The sequence below is a fragment of the Pseudomonas hormoni genome (genome assembly GCF_018502625.1).
In the GTDB taxonomy this organism is placed as follows: domain Bacteria; phylum Pseudomonadota; class Gammaproteobacteria; order Pseudomonadales; family Pseudomonadaceae; genus Aquipseudomonas; species Aquipseudomonas hormoni.
Window position 1 is genome coordinate 5544533 of record NZ_CP075566.1, and the last position, 22733, is coordinate 5567265.

Sequence of the window (22733 nt, forward strand, 5' to 3'; positions counted from 1 at the left end):
GCGTTTTGAAAGGATTCCACCATGCGCATTGCGCTTGCCCTCTCTCTAGTCGCCCTACTCTTGGGCGGATGTGCCAGCAACCCTGCCGACCGTGACATCAGCGGCACCTGGATCAATCAGGTGGCGATCGACGCTGCGTCCAAAGGCGGCCCACTGCGTGAAGCGCTCCAGTCTTATGGCCCGAACCTGGAATGGAACGTCAACACCAAGGCCGGTCAGGCCCGCTATACCAACGGTTTTGAAAATGTCGAAGGCAAGCTGCTGGGCGAAGCGTCCGGCGCCTGGAAAGTCGACTTTTATGGCAGTTCCGCCAGCGAGCTGAAGCGTGACGGCAAGCAACTGAGCCAGGCTGCCAGCGACAATGAGCCAGCACAGGTTTTCGACCGTGCCCAGATTCCCGTACCGGATGGCGCACCGATAGGCGCGAGCTTCGAACGCGCGCTGTATTCGGCCTACATGGGTGGCAACTGGAAAGTCGTCAACGGCCCCGGTGAAGGCAGCACCGTGCAATTCCAGGCCGATGGCCAGGTGACCGGTCTGCCGGGTGCAGATCGCTATGCTTTGTGTCTCGCCGGCGATTGCGCATCGATGAGTGGCGGCGACGACAACATGTGGCTGCAGCTGAACGGCCAGGGGAATACCTGGATCTTTGCGCGCAAGGGCAAGGAGCTGGAGATCCTGCAGGCGGTGAACACCGCACAGGCGGATGAAATGCCTCAGTTCACGCCGGGTCAGCGCAAGTGGTTGCTCGAGAAGCAGTAACCCGGCCCTAAAGGCCAACAGAAATCCAATTGTAGGAGCGAGGCTTGCCCGCGAAGGGGATGTAATAGCCAACATAGATGTTGGAAGTTATGACGCCTTCGCGGGCAAGTCTCGCTCCTACAGTTGTTTCTGGGGTGTATGGGAGTCAGCCGCGACCTTCAAGAATGGCGGCGTAACCTTCGCGATAGCTCGGGTACTTTGGCGTCCAGCCCAAGGCCTTCGCCCGCGCATTACTGCACTGCTTGCTACCCGTGCGCCGCACGCTCGCATCCTCGGCCCATTCGGTCACGCCCAGGTATTCACGCAACCAATCCACCACTTCGGCCAGCGGTGCAGGCGCATTGTCGACACCGATATAGACGTCATCCAGTGTCACGCCGCGCCGATCGGCTTCTAGCAGAAACGCCATCAACCCCGCCGCGTCATCCGCGTGAATGCGATTGCCATACAACGGTGGATCGATCGCCACGCGATATCCGCGACGAACCTGAGTCAGCAGCCATTCACGGCCCGGGCCATAAATGCCGGTCAAACGCACGATGCTCGCCGGGATGCCGCTGCTGAGTGCCACTTGCTCCGCCTCCAGCATCAGTCGACCTGAATAGCCGGCAGCGATGGTCGGCGATGTTTCGTCGACCCACTCGCCGTCCTGCTGGCCATAAACGCTACTGCTGGAAACGAACAGCAAGCGATTGGGCACCTGCCCGTAGTCGCCCAGCCACTCAAGCACATGCTGCAGGCCCTCGACATAGGCGGCGCGGTAACCGGCTTCATCGTGATCGGTGGCGGCCGCGCAATAGACCAGATAGTCCACCGCACCGACCGGCCAGGTTTGCGGGCAGTCTTTGTTGAACAAGTCGCCGGCAACACCAATCACGCCCTTGGGCAGGCGCGAGACGTCACGTCGCAGGCCATGGACCTCCCACCCAGCGGCCAGCAATTGTGTGGCCAGACGACTGCCGACATCACCGCAGCCGGCGATCAAAACAGAAGGCGCGGACATTGAAAAACTCCTATCGGAAAGCCACAGACTAGCGCCAGCAATGGACGAGCGGCTAGCAATGCAGGAAAAAAAGATACTCTATTACTTTTGTTAACAAGAATTACTTGCAATAATGCCCGCCACTTTTGTTCTCGGCCTTCGAGGCCTGGAAGAACATTTACCGTCTTTTTTTCTCAGGTCCGGCCAGCATGACACGCAATCAATTCCCCGCTTCGCCAACCAAACGACCTCGCGCCTGGAGCGCAGTGGCCGCCCTGCTGCTCAGCCTGATGCTGGCGCCAACCGCCGCTTTCGCTGACGCACAAGCGCCCGCCACCCCGGCTGCCGCCGCTGCCCCTGCTCCAGCTGACCACGCCGCCGATCACGCGGCACCCGCTGCCACCGCCCCGGCCCAGGCCGTAGACGCCACCGCCGAAGACGCTCCCGAAGTCCTCGAAGCGGACAACTCCCTGGGCATGGCCCATGACCTGTCGCCGTGGGGCATGTACCAGAACGCCGACATCATCGTGAAAATCGTGATGATCGGCCTGGCCATCGCGTCGATCATCACCTGGACCATCTGGATCGCCAAGGGCTTCGAGCTGATGGGCGCCAAGCGTCGTCTGCGCAACGAAATCGCCCACCTGAAAAAAGCCACCACCCTCAAGGAAGCCAGCGCTTCTGCCACCAAGGCCGGCACCCTCGCCAACCTGCTGGTCCACGATGCGCTGGAAGAAATGCGCTTGTCGGTGAACAGCCGCGAGAAAGAAGGCATCAAGGAGCGCGTGGCTTTCCGTCTTGAGCGCCTGGTTGCCGCCTGCGGTCGCAACATGAGCAGCGGCACCGGCGTACTCGCCACCATCGGTTCCACCGCGCCGTTCGTGGGTCTGTTCGGTACCGTGTGGGGCATCATGAACAGCTTCATCGGCATCGCCAAAACCCAGACCACCAACCTCGCCGTCGTCGCTCCCGGTATCGCCGAAGCCCTGTTGGCCACTGCGCTGGGCCTGGTCGCTGCGATTCCAGCGGTCGTCATCTACAACGTGTTCGCCCGCTCCATCGCCGGTTACAAGGCGCAAGTGTCCGATGCCTCGGCAGAAGTCCTGTTGCTGGTCAGCCGCGACCTCGACCACCAGCCTGAGCGCAGCTCGCAACCGCACATGGTGAAAGTGGGGTAATCGGCCATGGGCCTGCATTTGAAAGAAGGCGCAGACGACGATCTGGCCGAGAACCACGAAATCAACGTCACGCCGTTCATCGACGTGATGCTGGTGCTGTTGATCATCTTCATGGTGGCGGCTCCATTGGCCACCGTGGACATCAAGGTCGACCTGCCCGCCTCCAGCGCCAAACCGGCGCCGCGGCCGGAGAAACCGGTGTTCCTCAGCGTCAAGGCTGACCAGCGCCTGTTCCTCGGCGAAGACGAAGTGAAAGCCGAAGCACTCGGCGCCACTCTGGACGCCAAAACCCGTGGCAAGAAAGACACGACGATCTTCTTCCAGGCCGATAAAGGCGTGGACTACGGCGACCTGATGAGCGTGATGGATAACCTGCGTTCCGCGGGCTACCTGAAGGTGGGCCTGGTCGGACTCGAGACGGCAGTCAAGAAATGATCACGACGCGCCATAAGCTGACGCGTTACAGCGGGAGCCTGGCCGTGGTGCTGGGCGTCCATGCGCTGGCCATTGCGCTGGCGATGAACTGGACCGCACGGCCACCCATCGAGCTGCCGCCGCAGGCGATGATGGTCGAGTTGGCGCCGGTTCCGGCCCCGCCACCGCCGGCACCGCCGAAGGTGATAACGCCACCACAGCCACCCGCCCCGGTGGAAGAACTGCCGATCCCGAAACTGGCCGAAGTGCCGAAGGCAGAAATTACCGTACCGAAACCGGTCAAACCCAAGCCGAAGCCTCAGCCGCCCAAGCCTGTGGAGAAAAAACCGGAGCCGCCGAAGGAAAAACCGTCCGAGGAAAAACCGAGCGACGCGCAACCGACCCAGGCACCGACGGAGAAATCCGCACAACCGGCACCGGGCCCATCACCCGCGCAGCAGGCCGCCAAAGCCAGTTGGCAAGGGACGCTGCTCGCTCACCTGGCCAAGTACAAAAAGTACCCGGCCAGTGCTCGGGCGCGGGGCAAGGAAGGCTTGAACCGTCTGCGCTTCGTGGTGGATGGCCAAGGCAACGTGTTGTCGTTTGAACTGGAGGGCCGCTCCGGCAACGCCGATCTGGATCGCGCTACCCTTGAAATGATCCGTGCGGCTCAACCATTGCCCAAGCCACCGGCGGATATGCTGACCAACGGCTCCATCGAAATCGTTGCACCGTTTGTTTATTCGCTCGAACGCCGTCGCTAAAGAAAACGCAGAACCCTTGTAGGAGCGAAGCTTGCTCGCGAAAGCGGTGGGTCAGTCAACATCAATTCTGACTGACCCACCGCTTTCGCGAGCAAGCTTCACTCCTACAGGTACTGCGGCGGTAATAAGATTTACAAAAGGCCCCCGAAAGGTGCCTTTCGCATATCCGCCAGCGGCAAACCCGCATTGGCCGGTGTCACTCGACACACTCTCTCTGATAACGTGCGTCTATCGATTGCAGCCGGTATGCTTGGCCCGCAACTTCATGGACGCTCGCTATGACTCTTACAGAATTACGCTACATCGTTACCCTCGCCCAAGAGCAGCACTTCGGCCACGCAGCCGAGCGTTGCCACGTCAGTCAGCCGACCCTGTCGGTGGGCGTGAAAAAGCTTGAAGACGAACTCGGTGTGCTGATCTTCGAGCGCAGCAAGAGCGCCGTGCGCCTGACCCCGGTGGGCGAAGGCATCGTCGCCCAGGCACAGAAAGTCCTGGAACAGGCCCAAGGCATCCGCGAACTGGCCCAGGCCGGCAAGAACCAGCTGACCGCCCCGCTGAAAGTCGGCGCCATCTACACCGTCGGCCCGTACCTGTTTCCGCACCTGATCCCGCAACTGCACCGGGTCGCCCCGCAGATGCCGTTGTACATCGAAGAAAACTTCACCCATGTGCTGCGCGACAAACTGCGCAACGGCGAGCTCGACGCGATCATCATCGCCCTGCCGTTCAACGAAGCCGACGTCCTGACCCTGCAGCTCTACGACGAGCCGTTCTACGTCCTGATGCCGGCCCAGCACCCTTGGACGCAAAAAGAATCCATCGACGCCGCCCTGCTCAACGACAAGAGCCTGCTGCTGCTCGGCGAGGGCCACTGCTTCCGCGATCAAGTGCTGGAAGCTTGCCCGACCCTGACCAAAGGCAACGACGGCGCCAAGCACACCACGGTGGAATCCAGCTCGCTGGAAACCATCCGCCACATGGTCGCCTCGGGGCTCGGGATTTCGATCCTGCCGCTCTCGGCCGTGGACAGCCATCATTACGCCCCCGGCGTGATCGAAGTGCGCCCACTGACAGCGCCGGTGCCGTTCCGCACCGTGGCCATCGCCTGGCGTGCGAGTTTCCCGCGTCCGAAGGCGATTGAAATCCTCGCTGACTCCATTCGCCTGTGCTCGGTGGCCAAACCGCCCGCGCCGGTGGTTGCGGCTTAAGTCGCTGTCATGACCGAGTTGTCGCAAGTGTCGGTAACGGCACTCAAGGGTGTCGGCGAGGCCATGGCCGAGAAACTGGCCAAGGTCGGCCTGGAGAATCTTCAGGACGTGCTGTTTCACCTGCCGCTGCGTTATCAGGACCGCACCCGCGTGGTCCCGATCGGTCATTTGCGACCCGGGCAAGACGCCGTAATCGAAGGCACCGTCAGCGGCGCCGACGTGGTCATGGGCCGTCGCCGCAGCCTGGTCGTGCGCTTGCAGGACGGCACCGGCGGGCTCAGCCTGCGCTTCTACCACTTCAGCAACGCCCAGAAAGAAGGCCTCAAACGCGGCACGCGGATTCGCTGCTACGGCGAAGCGCGGCCCGGTGCGTCTGGGCTGGAGATCTACCACCCGGAATACCGCGCCATCACTGGCGACGAACCGCCGCCCGTGGATGAAACCCTGACGCCGGTCTACCCGCTCACCGAAGGCCTGACCCAACAGCGCTTGCGCCAGTTGTGCATGCAAACCCTGACGATGCTCGGCCCGACCAGCCTGCCCGACTGGCTGCCGACCGAACTGGCGCGGGACTATCAACTCGCGCCGCTGGCCGATGCGATCCGCTACCTGCATCACCCGCCGGCCGATGCCGACGTCGACGAACTCGCCCTCGGCCATCACTGGGCGCAGCATCGTCTGGCCTTCGAAGAGCTACTGACCCATCAACTGTCGCAGCAACGACTGCGCGAGAGCATGCGTTCACTGCGTGCGCCGGCGATGCCGAAAGCCACGACGCTTCCGGCCAAGTATCTGGCCAACCTGGGTTTCGCACCGACTGGCGCGCAACAGCGCGTCGGCAACGAGATCGCCTACGACCTCAGTCAGCACGAACCGATGCTGCGGCTGATTCAGGGCGACGTCGGCGCGGGCAAAACCGTGGTCGCCGCCCTCGCCGCGCTTCAGGCTTTGGAAGCGGGTTATCAAGTCGCGTTGATGGCGCCCACCGAGATCCTCGCCGAGCAGCACTTCATCACCTTCAAGCGCTGGCTCGAACCGCTGGGCATTGAAGTCGCGTGGCTGGCCGGCAAGCTCAAAGGCAAGAACCGCGTGGCCGCGCTTGAGCAGATCGCCAGCGGCACACCGATGGTGGTCGGCACTCACGCGCTGTTTCAGGACGAAGTGAAGTTCAAGAACCTCGCGCTGGTGATCATCGACGAACAACACCGCTTCGGCGTGCAACAGCGTTTGGCGTTGCGGCAGAAAGGCGTCGGTGGGCGCATGTGCCCGCATCAATTGATCATGACCGCCACGCCGATTCCTCGAACGCTGGCGATGAGCGCCTACGCCGACCTCGACACCTCGATCCTCGATGAACTGCCGCCCGGCCGGACCCCGGTCAACACGGTGCTGGTCACCGACACCCGGCGCGTAGAAGTCATCGAACGGGTACGCGGCGCCTGCGCCGAAGGGCGTCAGGCCTATTGGGTGTGCACGCTGATCGAAGAATCGGAAGAGCTGACCTGCCAAGCGGCGGAAACGACGTATGAAGACCTCACCGCCGCCCTCGGCGAGTTGAAGGTCGGGCTGATCCACGGCCGCATGAAGCCTGTCGAGAAAGCCGCCGTGATGGCCGAATTCAAGGCCGGCAATCTGCAACTGCTGGTCGCCACCACCGTGATCGAAGTCGGCGTGGACGTCCCGAACGCGAGCCTGATGATCATCGAAAACCCTGAACGCCTCGGCCTCGCGCAGCTGCACCAGTTGCGCGGTCGTGTCGGGCGAGGCAGCGCCGCCAGCCATTGCGTGCTGCTCTACCATCCGCCGCTGTCGCAGATTGGCCGTCAGCGCCTGGGCATCATGCGCGAGACCAACGACGGTTTTGTCATCGCCGAAAAAGACCTCGAACTGCGCGGCCCCGGCGAAATGCTCGGCACGCGCCAGACCGGCCTGCTGCAATTCAAGGTCGCCGACCTGATGCGCGACGCCGATCTTCTGCCCGCCGTGCGCGACGCCGCCCAGGCATTGCTGGAGCGCTGGCCGGATCACGTCAGCCCGCTGCTCGACCGCTGGCTGCGCCATGGGCAGCAATACGGCCAAGTGTGAGCACCGTCGCAGTTTCTGGACGATGCTTTTGACCAAGCTGGTTATACTCCTGCAATTGTTTGAATACGGATACAGACCATGACTGAAGCTGCCCTCGTCCCCGAAACCCCGCACGCTCCGTCTGTTATTCGGCTGCTGCTCGCCAAACTGGGCATCGCCTACGAAGAAGTCCTCGACCACCACGGCCTGAACGCCTCGCGCAAAGTGCAGGCGGTATTGCTCGACGACGCCGTCGGCGCGCTGATGGTGCTGTTCCCGCAGAGCCAGTTGCTCGACCTCAATCGTCTCGCCGAACTGACCGGCCGCCGCCTCGCCGCCGTGTCGACCGAGCGCCTGGAAAAGATGCTCGGCAAACACAGCCTGAGCCTGCTGCCCGGCCTGCCGGCGCTGACCAGCTCGCCGTGCCTGTACGAAGAAAGCCTGCTGCGCGAACCGAAGTTGCTGATCAACTCGGGCGAGCCGGGCGTGTTGCTGGAAATCACCAGCGAAGCCTTCAAGACCATGCTGACCAAGGCCAGCGCCGCCAACTTCGGCGAAAACCTGACCAGCATCCGCCCGAACCTCGACCGCCCCGACGATGACCGCGAGGAAATCACCCAGGCCGTCCAGGCGTTCACCGCGCGACGCATCCAGCAACGCCTGGAAGCCACCATCGAAATTCCGCCGCTGGCCGAGACCGCGCAGAAAATCATCAAACTGCGCGTCGACCCCAACGCCACCATCGATGACATCACCGGCGTCGTCGAAACCGACCCGGCCCTGGCCGCACAAGTGGTGAGCTGGGCGGCATCGCCGTACTACGCGTCGCCGGGCAAGATTCGTTCAGTGGAAGACGCGATCGTGCGGGTGCTGGGTTTTGACCTGGTGATCAACCTCGCGCTGGGCCTGGCCCTGGGCAAAACCCTCAGCCTGCCCAAAGACCACCCGCAACACACCACGCCGTACTGGCAGCAATCGATCTACACCGCCGCCGTCATCGAAGGCCTGACCCGCGCCATGCCCCGCGCCCAGCGCCCGGAAGCCGGCCTGACCTACCTCGCCGGCCTGCTGCACAACTTCGGCTACTTGCTGCTGGCCCACGTGTTCCCACCGCACTTCTCGCTGATCTGCCGCCACCTGGAGGTCAACCCGCACCTGTGCCACAGCTACGTCGAGCAACACCTGCTGGGTATTAGTCGTGAACAGATCGGCTCATGGCTGATGCGCTACTGGGACATGCCGGACGAACTGGCCACTGCGCTGCGGTTCCAGCACGATCCGAGTTATGACGGTGCTTACGCTGAATACCCGAACCTCGTATGCCTGGCCGTACGCCTGCTGCGCAGCCGCGGCATAGGCTCCGGCCCGGATGAAGACATCCCCGACGCCTTGCTGGAACGCGTAGGTTTGACCCGCGACAAAGCCAACGACGTCGTCAGCAAAGTCCTCGAAGCCGAAGTCCTCCTGCGCGAACTCGCGTCGCAATTCACTCAAGCCTAAAAAGCATCGCGGGCAAGCCACACTCCCACAGGGATCACCAAAACCCTGTAGGAGCAAGGCTTGCCCGCGAAGAACCCACCCCGATCCACCTGAATCACCACACCCCACTGTGGCGAGGGAGCTTGCTCCCGCTCGACTGCGCAGCAGTCGCAACCCAGCCAACGCGGTGTGTCAGATACAACCGAAGCCTCAGGCTTTAGGGCCGCTTCGCAACCCAGCGGGAGCAAGCTCCCTCACCACAGGGTTAATCATCAACCTCAAGCCTTGGTTTTAGCCTTCGCCTTCCGCGGCTTCAAATACTTGGTCAACCCCTGAAACCAGATCACCAGCGCCGGGTTGCCCTTGATCTGAATCGACTTGTCCTGAATCCCCGTCATAAACGCCAACTGCTTGTTCTTCGCCTGCATCGTGGCAAAGCCATACGCCGCATCTTTAAACGCAATCGCAAACGCCGGCTCGGCATACACGCCCGACTTGCTGGTAATGCGCTGATCCTTCACAAAGAAATGCCGCGCCACTTTCCCGTCCAGGGTCTGTAGCTGGAACACCAATTCCTTGTCACCCAACTGCTGCTGAAATGCAGGATTAGTCCGACTGGCCTTACCCATCAACAAACCCAGCATCCACAGAAGAAAACGAAATTTCATGCGTGCAGCCTCAAGAGAAAAATGAACGGCCGGCGCAGTGTAGCGGCTTCGAGCAGGAACGCCACTATTGTGCAGTGTTAGAAGAAGATGCCGTAGTTTTTGACGCTGATGACTACCAAGTCATTGACGAAACGTTGTTGTTTAAACGCTGTGCTCTTTGGATCTTTCTAGGCTCGGGTCTATCGGACATTTCCTTCAATACGCGGCGCTGTTCATGAACTAGGCATCTCTAATCTTCATCGATAACCTTTGCTCGTTGCCGCAAAATTGGCGACCGGATGTGCAAGTCCGAAACCGGAGAAAAATTTCATTAACTCCAAGGATTTACACCAATGACCAATCCGACGCCCAATACTCCCGAATACGAAGCCACATCCCCCTACGAATCCTTCGATTCCAAAAAACTCCACGAAGCCGCCGAACGCGCCCTCGACCATCACCTCGGCACACCGCCGGATAAAAAATCCAAACGTCGCAACGGCGACCTCTTCAGCGTCTGTCCCGACATCAATACTGAAACCCTCCTCGCCAACGCCTCGGAAGATCTCTTGTCCATCAGCGCCATCGCCGCCGACCTCGCCGACGGTGTGGAAGGCTCCCGCCGCTCCGTAGCCCTGGCGCTCAGCCGCATGGCCGACGGAGTGCATTTGCTGGTTGAACGAGCGCTGGATCATTTGGATGAACCGGAAATGGCAGCGATTTTCGCCAAGCAACAAAGCCGAGTCGGCTGACCTGTAAGAGCCGGCTTGCTGGCGATGACGGCGAATCAATCGATGTAAAAAAGGGGACTTGGCGTCCCCTTTCTCGATGATCCCTGATTTACCACTGGCAGCCTGTCTCGGGCGGCGAGTCCATATTGCTATCGTGCTCGAATGTGTATTTTTTTCCGGATTTGTAGTTCGCCCAAAAATGAATCCGCCTCTATCTCTTAGAGAACTTACAAAGAAGACTCAATTGAGTAGTGCGTTTAGCTTTTTATAATCTAACCGTTCAAATCTAGCTTCTAGATTTTTTGATGCCACCTCGACATAAACTGGAACAATTAGATCCGCCGCATTAAAAACCGTGAATACCATGTTAGCTCCAAAGCTATGCTCATTCATATCTCGCCTTACTATAGTAGTCGGCAATGTCGAAACCAAATCATCTGGAGTTTTGTAAATTCGCAATATTTTTATATCTTTAATATTAGCCTCTTCTACCGTCGCCGGAGTTATCGGATCCTCCATTAGCGACGAAGTTTTCACTAACCTCGCACTATCCTTCCAGACACTTGAGAAATCATAAATCAGCTGTTCATAGTTCGCCACCAACTTCTTATCCAAACCACAAACCGCTTTGTTTATAAGCAAACCATTTTGGTTGCTACGAATATTGGCGTATATACAATCAACAACCAATCCCTCACCACCTCTTTTAACCGTGACATATGCTTCGAACGGCGTACTAGTTGCCAAGTTCTCATAATGCAAGACTTTTCGCCCATCAAAATCCACCAAATCCCTGGTAATTTCACCCTTGTTCCCTATTACTCCTCTTGCCAGAAAACTTCCACCCGACCAACTAACCTTTAACCCTTGCGTCCTCTTATCCACCTCATATAGATCATCAGAAAAACTCTTATCAAGTTCAGCTGCGTAGGTATTCACAGCGCCACACAACGTAAGTATGAATATTAGAGCACTCATTTTCATGATTAATTCTTCTCCGGCGCTATAGATGTTGCTTTCAATATCTCTTCAAATTTCTCAGCATACCCCGCGATCAACTCTTTATCGTCGACCCCGTTTATCACCATTCGCGCACCAATGTAATCCTTACCACTATTAGATATATATGTTCCTATCTTTGCACCACTGAATATACCTTCTTTCATCCCCCAAATCATTATAGGTATGGAGTTTTTAAACTCGGCTGCGGCCTCAGGATTAGAAACAAAATCGATACCAAAATACTCAGTTGCCTTCCGGTAATTCTTCTTCCACGTCAAGTGAACTAATCCTCGGCCACGATATTTGTATCCGTCCCCTTCGACCGTGTTCTCGTAACTTATAGCATTATCTCTACTGGCAGCACTGCTTGCTAAAACTGGGTCGTATTTATTGAAGTAGCTCACTGGACCGATCTCCGGAGCCGAGCTAAAAAACTCTCCTATCTGAAAATTGTATGCTTCGTGTCGCGCAGTAGCAAACATATAAGCAAGTTCATACCTTGTTAAAACAAGCTTCTTTTTGTCAACATATGAGTTTATCTGCACAATAATTTCCATGAGGTTCTGTTTAGACTTTGCCGAAAACGCCGGCGCACCAACTTGGAATGTTGAATGCCTCTCACTATACATGGCGACAAATCGATCAGCATCGATATAGGCAGATTGACTCAGAAAATTACGAAGCATTTCTATTGGATGGAAATGCCAAATCACGTTTGAGCCTAAGTGTGCCTTTTCCTGAACCTCACCCCAAAATATATATGCGTCTATTCTATCTTTTTCATGCTTCAATAATTTCGGAGTATCTTCTAATAACTTATCAAGTCTCGCCCACTTCGGAGACTTTGCCTCTTCTTTCCACTCAGTAGGATGACGAGCAATAAGCTTCGACCATTGATCTCTGGTATCGGTATTCTTCAATGCATCAGCGAGTTCACTTGGATCAACGTCACCATTGCCGTTTTTATCGATTTTTTTGAAGAGGTCCTTAAAAAAATCTGGCATGTCTTCTGGATCAAGAAAGCCATCGGCATTGGCGTTGGACTCTTCAACTACATGGAAGCCCAACTTCGTCCAATCATGCTGAGTAATGATTACAGCGTCCGATTTTTTGATCAGCCCAGAAATCGGTAGGTCCTCCCCAACAACGCAGACTTCGTACCAATCTTCGGTGCCCTCCCTGATGATCAGAGCTTTGCCCAAATCAATCGCATGCTCCTTCTTGAGTGGGTCGGTGGTACCACTGGCAGGCGCTTTGTTCTTGAGCTTGGTTCCGATCGGGAGATGTAGGTATTGCTTACCTATCTTCAATCCGGCGAGGTTATCGAGGAAATCTTTGATATCGGCTTCGGGGGTGAATATCTCAATGTGAACTTGGAATTTACTTTCTGTCACGCCCGACTCATCGAGGAGGTTTTCAGTTTTACCGAAATACCCAATCGGATCGCCAGCCTTGATGCCGATGCTTGTTGATACAACATCAAAATCTGTAGGAGTTACCGTTTCCCACTGCACATACTGACTTTCCGGATCGCTTTCGATAATCGCCCAGAAATTTGACGGTACGCTCCCAGTGCCTTGCCATATGCTAGCTTCCACCGGTGTACATGGGGCCATTCGCCGCAGTTTGTTGTCGAGGACCAGATTCACGACATCCTTGCTATCGAACGCAATGGTGCTGTTGACAGTGATCTCTCGATTTTCTTCTATACGGGCACCTGCCGGTTGCCCGCTTGTAGGATTCGCTGGTGCGGCATACATCGCCAAGCGTTGGCACGTTTTAGCCTTTACCTTTCCTTGCCAATACTTTGGCTTGGCACGTTCTGGTACATCGTCCTTGCGCCAGATACGTTGAGGTTTGGAGTTTTGGTAAGGTGCACCATCCTTCAAATAGGCGAACCATACTTCTTTCCCTACTCCACGAACTTTGTGTGATCCGTTCTTCACGCTGCCGGAAAGAATTTTTCCTTTGGCATACGTGACATTTTCAACGCCTCTCTGCTCCAGCACTTCAAGCTTGGTGCCCGTGGACAATTTCCCAGGCGACTGAACGCTACTTGATTCGGGAAACTCGTCATATGCCTTGAAGTCATTTACCGTCATGGTCACTTTGGGTATTGGTGTTTCTTCCTCGGACAATGGATAGCGCATATAGGGCAGCAAATGCATATACAAGCTGTAGAAGTTCAGCTTGTTTTGCTTACCCTTGTTCGGCCCTTCCTCCGGGTTGGGTGCCGATTTGTACTCGTGACGCACCAGGCAAAACGAGTTGGAATACTTCAGCTTTTTCTCGTTGTCACCGAAGGTGGATTCCAGATAATCCTCATTAAGACGATAAGCAACGACTTCGCCATCGGCCATGCAACGTATCGGCTCATTCAGTACGCATTGTGGGGCACTTGCATCGCTGATGTGGATGCCTCCATGCCAAAATTTGTTGCTCCCCAGCAGGTAATGGCCTGACTTTTCACCCTCAAGTGCTTTGTAGACTTCCCCAGCATCAGTGAACTGTTTTCCGTCAGCCTTTCTAAAAGGATATTGGAAATTCATTAACGGCGATGCCGCTGGAGCGGGTGCAGGTGCAGGTGCAGGTGCAGGTGCAGGTGCAGGTGCAGGTGCAGGTGCAGGTGTCGGAGCTGGATTCCCCCCCGTCCTTGTCGACTCTTTAACTCTCAAAAACTTTGTAGGAACTGGCCAATACCAGGCTTTCCCCAAAGCACCGAATGGTGCAGTGGCTGGACCAGAACTTTGTGCCCCAAAGAACTTGCCAAACTCAGAGTCTAATGTACTGTCATAAAACTCGACAATCCCCGTATGATTTAACGTCTTGTTTTCATGATTGGAAGTTGCGTTAATCCAGAGGACGATATCTCCACGCTTTACATTAGCAGGACTAATTATATCATAGTACTGAAGTGCAGCCCCACTATTTAGACCCGCTGTATTCTGGTAAGGAACTTCGTAGCCGGCACCTTTAAGCAACAAGTTAACCATATGAGAACAGTCGACAACTTTTTTACCATTCTCTACGGCAAAGCCGTCTCCGCCCTCCTTATATCTATAATTAGCGCTGGTATAGTTGCTCGATAAGTCAAGTGGCTCGGTCATTTCTGCTTCCTGCAATAATCAATAGCAAAAACTGGCTTTAACAACTCCAGCTGGCTGCTTATTCAAACGTTCCAAATGTGCAATAGACGCTTTACTGCCGTGTTTGGCAGCAAATTGGTAGCAAGCAACTGCCCTGGACATGTCCTTTGTAACCAACTCTCCAGTTTCAAAGGCTCTACCGAGTGCATTTGTCGCAAAGGCACTTCCCATACGGGCAGCTTGCGTCAGCGCTTCTTCAGCCTGTGCTGGATGCTGGCAAGGGCCGTCAGAGGAAATGTTGTTACCAACGCAATAAAATAACGAAAGACTCATTGCACCCTCCGGCAAGGTGGTTGCTGCTGCCTTAAATAGCTGCTCAACCTTCTCGTTTTTTAACTGCGGCGCCATACCGGAAAGACTCAAACTTGCAGCATTCAAACTGGCTTGAGGATCGCCGGAAGCTGCAGCGCATAGATAGTTTTCCAGAGAAGCTTCAAACAACTCCCCCGTGAGTCGGTACTGCTCCAGCCCCCCCAAACCTCTAAAGGCTTCCGCACGTTGAAAGCAAAAGCTCTCTGCCTCGCTCATGTGAGGATTGCTCACCACTACGAGATGTTTCTCACTAATCGACCAATCCTCAACTCCCTCCAAGACCCAACACGCCTGCCGAGAAAAATTGAAGATCTTGATGTTGCTGCTACCCGCCCGCTTATCCACAACATTGAAGTGACTGTCGTCAATCGCTTCGACTTCGACACCTTCTGTCTTGTCTGTGGCTACGGGCGCCATTAGCGGAAACGCCAAATTGGAGCTGTTGACTCCCATCGTTTGCGGCTCAAAAACCCCATGTTCTCCCACCGGTTTCAAAACCAGCGATTTCACCGTCATCGCAGTCAAACGCTGCTGGTTTTCAGCATTCGCAGAGAACGCCGGAAGGAACTGGGCAAAATCCTCAGACGGACACTCATCCGCATAAACGCTGCTATGAAACAGGCTCAGCAGCAACGCGGTGAAAACCGCTACAGCGAAGCCATTGCTCTTCTTCAAAACACCATTCATGTCGATCACTCAGAAAACACAAAAAAAGCCTTCGGTTTAACCTTCTCAGGCGGCGCATTCCCCAACGCCTGATCCATCAAACTCCCCGCCTTATCCTTATCCGCAGCCCCCGGCAGCACCGGCGGCTTAATCCCAATTCCAGTCCCCGAGCCCGCCGCCCCACCTGCATTAATCTTCACAATCGGCCCAACAACCGTCACACCACCGCCATCCAGCTTGATAAAGCTGCCGCCACCCAAAATGGTCAGCTCCGAACCCGCCTCGATAACAATCTTCGCCCCAGCCTTCAGATGAATCTCTTTCCCAACACTGGTCAGCTGCGCAGTCCCCAACTTCACATGCTGGTTCTGCCCAACCGTCAGGTGATCGTCCACCCGCGTTTCAACCTTGCGATCAGCGATCGTGGTGCGATGCTCTTCAGCCTTGAGCTCGGTGTAGGTGTTCTTCACCACCGTGTCGTGCCGTTCATTCCCGACGCGAATCTTCTGGTCGTGCTCGATGTTTTCATCCCAGTCGCGCTGGGCATGGATGAAGATCTGCTCCGCGCCTTTCTTGTCTTCAATGCGCAGTTCGTTGTACCCGCCGCCGCCCGGTGAGCTAAGGGTTTTGAATACGCTGCGGGTTTTGTTCGCCGGCAAATCGTACGGAACCTGGTTTTCCTTGTGGTACAGGCAACCGGTTACCAACGGCTGATCGGGGTCGCCTTCGAGGAAGGTGACGAGGACTTCCATGCCGATGCGCGGGATGACGATGGCGCCGTAGCGGTCGCCGGCCCAGCTTGAGGAGACGCGCATCCAGCAGCTGGTTTTGTCGTCGGCCTGGCCTTCGCGGTCCCAGTGGAATTGCACTTTGATGCGGCCGTATTGGTCGCAGTGGATTTCTTCGCCGGCGGGGCCGGTCACTTTGGCGGTCTGGCTGCCGAGTACGCGGGGCTTTGGATGTTCCAGCGCCGGGCGGTAGAACACGGCCCATGGGGTGGCGAGGAAGCGGTTGCGGTAGCCCTGGTGGAAGTCGTCTTTGTTGTCGGTGGTGTCGCTGGTGACCGACTCTTCGAGGACTTGCGGCTGTTTGCCTTCGTGGACGATTTCGGTGAGCAGCCAGAGGTCGTTCCACTCGGTGCGCGGGTGGTCGGACATTTCCAGGAAGTGGCCGCTGATCAGGCGTGTCTGGTCGCCGTGGCCTTCGGCTTGCTGGTAGTCGGCGCGGTGGCGTTCGAGGGCGCGCTGGCTGAGGAATTTGCCGCGTGCGCGGTCGAGGAAGCGGCCGGGGTAGTCGTAGTCTTCGAGGTCGGGTTCGTCGCTCTGAACATCCGGCTTGTAGGCCGCTTCGAGTTGAAGTCGTGGTTTTTCGAAATCGTAGTCGCGGCGCGTGGTTCGGCTGGTGCGGGTTTCCAGGCGCAGCTTGAAGCCTTTGATCACCGGTTCGTCGGCGACCATGCCGCTGCCTTGCACATAGGCGGTGGGTTGGCCGAGTTTCGGGAACACGGTCTGGTCATCACCGAACACCAGCAGGTGAGCTTTTGCGCTGTGCTGGAAGTGGTAGTGAATGCCTTCCTCCTCGCACAGGCGCTGGACGAAGTGCAGGTCGGTTTCGTCGTACTGCACGCAGTAGTCGCGGTCCGGGCACGGCTGGCTGAGCTGGAAGTTGTAGGCGTTGCCTTTGATGCCGTGCTCTTCGAGGATCAGCGCGATGATTTTCGGTGCGGACATCTGCTGGTAGATGCGCTGGTTGGTGCGGTGATGCAGGTATTGCAGGTGCGGCACCAGGGAGATTTTGTAGCGGGTCAGGCGCTTGCCGGCATCACCTTGGGCGACGCGGTAGATCTGGCCGTGAATGCCACTGCCTTGTGGATCGAACGCCAGGAACGCCTGCTTGTGCAGGAGTTTTTCCAGGTCCAGATCGGGGTTTTCGCTGACCAGTTCAATGTCGAAGCGATACGGCTGGCTGATGCCTTCGGTGCCGGTGAACGACAGCACTTGCAGGTCGCCCACGTAGTCTTCGACAGTCAGGCTGAAGTGGGTTTCGTTAGCTGAGTTGAACATTGCTTGCTCCCTGTTCGGTAGTCATCCGTTACGCCCGAAGTCGCAGACGTTGCAGCAAAGACGAAGTGGCGCCCATGGCGTCACGCAATTGGGCGGCAGTGATCGTTCGATCGGCCGCGTCGAATGCCAGCGCCGTTCGCAGGGCTGGCCAGCAGTGTTTCGGTAGATTCCGGGGTGCGTGCAGTTCGCGGTCGAGGTGCGCGTCGCGGGCCTCGGTCGAAGGCAAGCGGCGGAACGGGTGTTTGCCGCCCGCCAGTTCGTAGAGCACGCAGGCCACGCCATAGACGTCGGCGCTGGCTGACAGCGGCTGGCCTTCGAGCACTTCCGGTGCTGCGTAGCCCGGGGTCCAGGCGTTGAAGCGGTCGCGGCTCAGGTGTGGCAGGCCGGGCAGGACGCCCTCTTCCGCTTGGCCGAGGCCGAAGTCGAACAGGCGCACGCCCTCTTCGCTGAGCATCACGTTGCTCGGCTTCATGTCGCCGTGCAGCACGCCGCGAGCGTGGGCGTAGGCCAGCGCGTCGAGCAGCGGCAGCGCGATGTCGCGCAGTTCTTTCCACGGCAGGCCAAGTGGCCGCTCGCAGAGCAGTTTGTCCAGGGTCAGCCCACGCATGAGTTCCATGGTGATGAAGGCGCGCTGGCAATCGGTGTCCACTTCAAAGGTGTGCGGTCGCAACACGTTGTTGTGGCGCAGTCGTCGGGTCAGTGCGAACTCGCTGTAGAGCAAGGCGCTGGCGTCCGGCGATTCGGCAAATTCTTCGCTGAGGATTTTCAGCGCGATGTAAGGGTCGGGATCGCCGAACTGTTCGCTCAGCAAGTCCCGTGCGCGGTAGACCGCGCCCATGCCGCCGGCACCGAGCAGGCGTTCGATGCGGTAACGGCCTGCAAGAACGTCCGGCATCTCACCGACGCTGGCCTTGGTCGGCGCCAGCGCGGGTTCTGCCTTGTGCGGCTTTCCGTTCAGAGACGGGGCGAACGCAAAGTAAGTCAGGTTACTGTCTTGCTCTTCGCTCACCAGCAGGTCGTCGAGCGGCGGCATGGGTTGATTCATTGGCGGATCACCACGGCAGTCAGGTTGTCCCGGGCCGAGCCACGTAGCGCGCCGTCGAACAAGCGCTCCAGCGCGACATGCGGCGCGGTCAGGCTCAGGGCATTGCCCAAGGCATCAGTGCTCAGCCCGTTGTACAAACCATCGCTGCACAACAGAAACGCATCCCCGGGGTAGACCTCGAGTTCGAGCACGTCCAGCGTCAACTGCTCGGCCGCCCCGACCGCACGGGTCAAGGCGTGGGCGGAAGGATGCGCACGGGCGTCTTCGAGGCTCATTTGTTGCTCGTCGATGAGTTGCTGTTGCAGCGAATGGTCCTTGGACAGCTGATACAAACGCTGGCCGCGCCACAGGTAGCAACGGCTGTCGCCGGCCCAGATGCAGGCCGCGCGATTGCCGTCCACCAGCAGCGCCACCACGGTGCTGCCCATGATGCTGTCGTGGCGCCCGGCGGTGACGGTCAACTCCTGGCCCAAGCGGCGGTTGAGCCAGTGCAGACACTGGCGAATGCCTTTGAGTCGTTCGTCGAAGTCATCCTGCACCGGCAATTCCGCCAGGCTGGCGACGATCAACTGGCTGGCAACGTCGCCACCCTGATGACCGCCCATGCCGTCCGCGACCACCCACAACCCCTGCTGTGGGCAGTCGAGAAAAGCATCTTCGTTGCGCGCCCGAACCTTGCCGGCATCGGTACGCGCAGCGCTGCGCCAGGGACTGGCAACCAGCATCAGAGCTGCACCGGCATACGGAAGGTACGCAGCACGCCCATGTCGAACGGGTTCGGCGTGCGCTGGCTCGACAGCAAGTAGTTGGCGCGCAGGCCACCCACATCGGCTTTCAATACCAGCACATCACGACCGCTCAGGTACTCGGTCTGCATCAGGTCGAACAGGCGGAACAGCGACCACGGGCCGGTGTTCTTCTCGATGCCGATCGGGCGGCCGGCCATTTTGTCGAGGACCAGGCTGGTGCGACCGTCTTCAGCATCGGTCGGCCATTTGAACGACACCGGCACGATCGGGCCGTGGCGGTATTCGATGGTCTTGTCGCCGAACTTGAACTCGGAACGGCTGACCGCCGGGTCGAGGGTGTACGGCTCCAGTTTGAACTGCACTTGCGGCTCGGCCGGGTTGATCGAGAAGAAGCTTTGGCGAATCACTTGTGCCGCGGCCATCTGATCGAGGTAGAGCTTGGAGATCGGCATGCTGTGACCGTCGATGCTGCGCAGACGGTAGTTACCCGGATCTCCACTCACGAAAGGACGCATGTAGGTATCGAAGAAACGATCGGCGATGCCCTGCGCCTTGAAGAACTCGCGGAAGTCGCTGATCGCCACGTCGCTGGTGCTGTGGGCGCTGAACGGGTAACGCTTGTTGATCGCCTTGCCGTAGAAGCTGTACAGCTCGCTCTGATAACGCTGGTTCAGGTACTGGTAGGAATCGTTGAGCACCAGACGCCAGGTGTCTTCGGCCAGCACGTTGAACCACACGCTGACCGGACGCGGCAGACGGTTCGACGCATTGCGCAGGTTGCTCAGCGCATCACGCTGGCCGCTCATGCGGGTCTTGGCCATTTCGAACGCAGCCTGCTCTGGCGCACTGGCACGCGCGAGGCTCGCCAGTTGCATTTGCAGGTCGTTGAGCGCGTTCAGTGCCGGGGTCAAATCAGCAGCCGGGCCGTTGTTGTCATCCAGCAAACGGTGCAGCGGTTCGAAGCGGCGTTGCAGGGATTTCTTCGCGGTGTCCGGCAGGTTTTTGGTCGCGGCCATGTCCGAGGCTTTGTCCGCGGCGGCAGACGCCAGTTTGCCCAGCTTGCCCAACTTGCCTTTCTGCTCGCCCAGTGCGGCAGCGGCATCAGTCGCTTGATCGACGGCCTCGGCTTCCGCCGGGAAACGGGTGTTGTCGCGCACTTCCACCAGCAGTTGCAGCACCGGCGAGTTGGCCGAGGTCAGGCCCGCCAGTTGCTCGGCGCCCTCACTGAAATCGCTGATCGCGGGCAGTGCAACCTGGCCCACGGCTTCGCTCCAGAAGTTGGCGTAGTCGCGGAAGTACAGTTGCTCCAGTTCGACCATCAGGCGACGCAAGTCCATGCCGCTGATGCCCGAGCCTTCGCCCAGCACCCAGTTGTCACGCAGGATGTCGGTGACCAGTGCGGAGCCCTGAACCGAGAAATACTGCTGATAACCCTGTTGGGTGTAGAACCCCGGAATCACGTATTCGGTGCCGACAAACAGCGCACCCTGTGGGCCCAGGTGTTGGCTCAAACGGTATTCCGGCAGGTTGCGGGCCTGCTCGCGCAGCATCCGGTAAACCACGTTGGCCAGCGACTCGCTGCGCAAGACCTGACGCGCCTGCGCCACCAGTTGATCGTTCAGCGGGTAGATAAACGGCTGCTTCAGCAAGCGCTCGAAGTGGGTGTTCAGACCATTCTGCACCGCGGTGTTGCCGGCGTAACGCTGGGACCATTCGGTGGCGACCCAATCCTTGAGCCATGGGCCGTCGCGACGGTCTTCCATGTTCAGCATCAGGTACGCACGCAGGCTGTTGAGCAGGCGTTCGCGGTCCTTCATGTTGGCGCGGATCTGCCCTTCCAGCAGGGTCGCGACCTTCGGCAGCAGCTGCGTTTCGAGCTCGCGTTCGTAAGCTGCCTTGACCACCGGATTGACGTCTTCACCCTGATACAGGCCGCCGCGCTCGTGGTACGACACGTCACCCTTTTTCGGGAAAACCTGAGTCGCCGCGTAGCTGGTGTCGAGGGGCTTCAGTACCGCCATGGAATCATCACGCGCGGTCAGCGCCGAGCGTTGTTGCGTCCAGGTTTGCGCCAGGTTGCGCAGGTTTTCCAGGCGCTCGTAGTTTGCCGAGAAACCGCCCGCCCACAGCAGACCGAACAGACCCAACGCCGCCAATGCACCGACGTACAACGCACGCTGCCCCCAATGAATGCGGCTGCGTTCGCGCTTGTCCAGGCCGGCCAGATCGGCCTCGGGGAAGATCACCCGGCTGAGCAAGTGATGAATGAACCGCGAGCGGCCACTGCGCAGGGTTGGCAACACGCCGGAACTGATGCCCAGATTGGCGCCGATGCTGGCAGTGGTCTGGTCCATCTCTTGGGTCAGGTGCGGTGCGCTGGTCAGGTAGAAACCGCGCAACTGACTGACACGCTGGTAACGGTTGCCGGTGAACGCCATGTCGACGAACAGGCACAGCCGCTCGCCGATCTGCCCCAGTTGATGCGGGAAATCGAGGATGCGGCCACGGCGCTGGGTGTCGCGCTCCTGATGCATGCGCATGATCACCTGGCTGTTCAGGCGACGCAGCAGCTCCTCGAACTCGGCGCGCAGGACGGTGACGTCGGTGCCGCTCTGCTCTTTGCGGAAGCTGGTGCCGAGCACCTGATCGCTTTCTTCGCGGGTCAGCTGATCGAAGAACTCGTCGAAACCGAGCAACTGGTCAGCCTTGCTCAGCACCAGATAAATCGGCACATCAACGTGCAGTTTCTGATGCACGTCTTGCAGGCGCGCACGCACCTGGCGAGCCAAGGTGTCCAGATCCTGCTCGGTATCGCCCAGCAGCATTTCCACCGGAATGGTCACCAGCACACCGTTCAACGGACGATTGCGGCGACGCTTGCGCAGCAGGTCGAGCAAGGTGCTCCAGGCACTGCCGTCGACTTCGGCATCCGGCTGGGTCAGGTAGCGCCCGGCGGTGTCGATCAGCACACCATGATCGGCGAAATACCAGTCGCAATGACGGGTGCCGAGGGTGTCGCGGGTCAGTTTGCGGTCGATCTTGTTGATCGGAAACTCAAGGCCCGAGAAGTCCAGCAGGCTGGTCTTGCCGCTGCCCTGCGGGCCGATCAGCAAGTACCACGGCAAATCACTGCGCCAGCGTTCGCTGCGGCCGCGATACAGGCTCGACGTTTTCAGGGTTTTCAGAGCGTCCTTGAAACGCTCCTTCAACTCTTTCTGCTCTTCGTCGATCTGCTCTTCACGGCGGATACGGTCCTGACCGTCTTCAGTGTCTTCGACGGCCTTTTTACGCACACCGGCGCGCCAGCTGACGAAGACCATGGTCAGGCCCCAGATCAGGAACAGCACACTGATGGTCAGCAGGCGGGAGGTCGAACCTTCCCAGAACTTGTAGTCATTGACCGCCAGCAGCGGCCCGACGAACCACACCAGCAGCGCGACGAACAGCACCAGCAGCAAGGTCCAGACCCAGGTCTGGCGCACGAACGCGCCGACTTTCTTGAAAAACTTTTTCATCACACG

Annotated in this window: 17 protein-coding genes; 8 read left to right on the top strand and 9 right to left on the bottom strand. The window is 58.3% G+C overall.

Annotated features, from left to right (window positions below; all coding sequences use genetic code 11):
• Window positions 1–21: 21 nt before the first annotated feature.
• Window positions 22–762 carry a hypothetical protein gene (locus tag KJF94_RS25850; RefSeq protein ID WP_214379812.1) on the top strand — a complete coding sequence of 247 codons (741 nt, stop codon included), beginning with the start codon at window positions 22–24 and terminating at the stop codon, window positions 760–762.
• A gap of 145 nt (window positions 763–907) precedes the next feature.
• On the opposite strand, the gene KJF94_RS25855 is transcribed toward KJF94_RS25850, so the two are convergent.
• Window positions 908–1765: an SDR family oxidoreductase gene (locus tag KJF94_RS25855; protein WP_214379814.1), complete on the bottom strand. Its 858-nt coding sequence runs from the start codon at window positions 1763–1765 to the stop codon at window positions 908–910.
• A 188-nt stretch (window positions 1766–1953) separates the two neighbouring features.
• On the opposite strand from KJF94_RS25855, the gene exbB reads away from it, so the two are divergent.
• The 6 genes from exbB (at window position 1954) to KJF94_RS25885 (ending at window position 8872) form a co-directional block, all read left to right on the top strand.
• Window positions 1954–2922 (top strand): tonB-system energizer ExbB, encoded by a 969-nt coding sequence (gene exbB, locus KJF94_RS25860; protein WP_214379816.1) that lies wholly within the window; start codon window positions 1954–1956, stop codon window positions 2920–2922.
• A gap of 6 nt (window positions 2923–2928) precedes the next feature.
• Complete coding sequence (gene exbD, locus KJF94_RS25865; protein ID WP_214379818.1) at window positions 2929–3357, top strand: TonB system transport protein ExbD; 429 nt, start codon at window positions 2929–2931, stop codon at window positions 3355–3357.
• On the top strand, window positions 3354–4100 hold the full coding sequence (locus tag KJF94_RS25870) for an energy transducer TonB family protein (protein ID WP_214379820.1): 747 nt from the start codon (window positions 3354–3356) through the stop codon (window positions 4098–4100). Before exbD ends, KJF94_RS25870 begins: the two co-directional genes overlap by 4 nt.
• Before the next feature lie 278 nt (window positions 4101–4378).
• Window positions 4379–5308 carry a hydrogen peroxide-inducible genes activator gene (locus KJF94_RS25875; protein ID WP_084317757.1) on the top strand — a complete coding sequence of 310 codons (930 nt, stop codon included), beginning with the start codon at window positions 4379–4381 and terminating at the stop codon, window positions 5306–5308.
• Window positions 5309–5317: 9 nt separating this feature from the next.
• Window positions 5318–7393 (top strand): ATP-dependent DNA helicase RecG, encoded by a 2076-nt coding sequence (recG, locus tag KJF94_RS25880; RefSeq protein WP_214379822.1) that lies wholly within the window; start codon window positions 5318–5320, stop codon window positions 7391–7393.
• 78 nt (window positions 7394–7471) lie between these two features.
• Entirely contained in the window at window positions 7472–8872 is a 1401-nt protein-coding gene (locus tag KJF94_RS25885) for an aminoacyl-tRNA deacylase and HDOD domain-containing protein (RefSeq protein ID WP_214379824.1), read from the top strand.
• 257 nt (window positions 8873–9129) lie between these two features.
• On the opposite strand, the gene KJF94_RS25890 is transcribed toward KJF94_RS25885, so the two are convergent.
• On the bottom strand, window positions 9130–9519 hold the full coding sequence (locus KJF94_RS25890; protein WP_134098462.1) for a helicase: 390 nt from the start codon (window positions 9517–9519) through the stop codon (window positions 9130–9132).
• Between the two features lie 332 nt (window positions 9520–9851).
• On the opposite strand from KJF94_RS25890, the gene KJF94_RS25895 reads away from it, so the two are divergent.
• Window positions 9852–10250: a DUF6124 family protein gene (locus KJF94_RS25895; RefSeq protein WP_214379826.1), complete on the top strand. Its 399-nt coding sequence runs from the start codon at window positions 9852–9854 to the stop codon at window positions 10248–10250.
• A 219-nt stretch (window positions 10251–10469) separates the two neighbouring features.
• Here the strand turns inward: KJF94_RS25895 and KJF94_RS25900 are convergent, their stop codons facing one another.
• The 7 genes from KJF94_RS25900 to tssM are packed head-to-tail and all read right to left on the bottom strand — an operon-like array spanning window position 10470 to window position 22727.
• Window positions 10470–11213: a hypothetical protein gene (locus KJF94_RS25900; RefSeq protein ID WP_214379828.1), complete on the bottom strand. Its 744-nt coding sequence runs from the start codon at window positions 11211–11213 to the stop codon at window positions 10470–10472.
• Between the two features lie 2 nt (window positions 11214–11215).
• Window positions 11216–14338 carry a hypothetical protein gene (locus KJF94_RS25905; RefSeq protein WP_214379830.1) on the bottom strand — a complete coding sequence of 1041 codons (3123 nt, stop codon included), beginning with the start codon at window positions 14336–14338 and terminating at the stop codon, window positions 11216–11218.
• 18 nt (window positions 14339–14356) lie between these two features.
• On the bottom strand, window positions 14357–15376 hold the full coding sequence (locus tag KJF94_RS25910; RefSeq protein WP_214379832.1) for a tetratricopeptide repeat protein: 1020 nt from the start codon (window positions 15374–15376) through the stop codon (window positions 14357–14359).
• Between the two features lie 5 nt (window positions 15377–15381).
• Complete coding sequence (locus KJF94_RS25915) at window positions 15382–17418, bottom strand: type VI secretion system Vgr family protein (RefSeq protein WP_214379834.1); 2037 nt, start codon at window positions 17416–17418, stop codon at window positions 15382–15384.
• A gap of 28 nt (window positions 17419–17446) precedes the next feature.
• Window positions 17447–18463 carry a serine/threonine-protein kinase gene (locus KJF94_RS25920; protein WP_214379836.1) on the bottom strand — a complete coding sequence of 339 codons (1017 nt, stop codon included), beginning with the start codon at window positions 18461–18463 and terminating at the stop codon, window positions 17447–17449.
• Window positions 18460–19188 carry a PP2C family protein-serine/threonine phosphatase gene (locus KJF94_RS25925; RefSeq protein WP_214379838.1) on the bottom strand — a complete coding sequence of 243 codons (729 nt, stop codon included), beginning with the start codon at window positions 19186–19188 and terminating at the stop codon, window positions 18460–18462. Before KJF94_RS25925 ends, KJF94_RS25920 begins: the two co-directional genes overlap by 4 nt.
• Window positions 19188–22727: a type VI secretion system membrane subunit TssM gene (tssM, locus tag KJF94_RS25930; protein ID WP_214379840.1), complete on the bottom strand. Its 3540-nt coding sequence runs from the start codon at window positions 22725–22727 to the stop codon at window positions 19188–19190. Before tssM ends, KJF94_RS25925 begins: the two co-directional genes overlap by 1 nt.
• Window positions 22728–22733 lie beyond the last annotated feature (6 nt).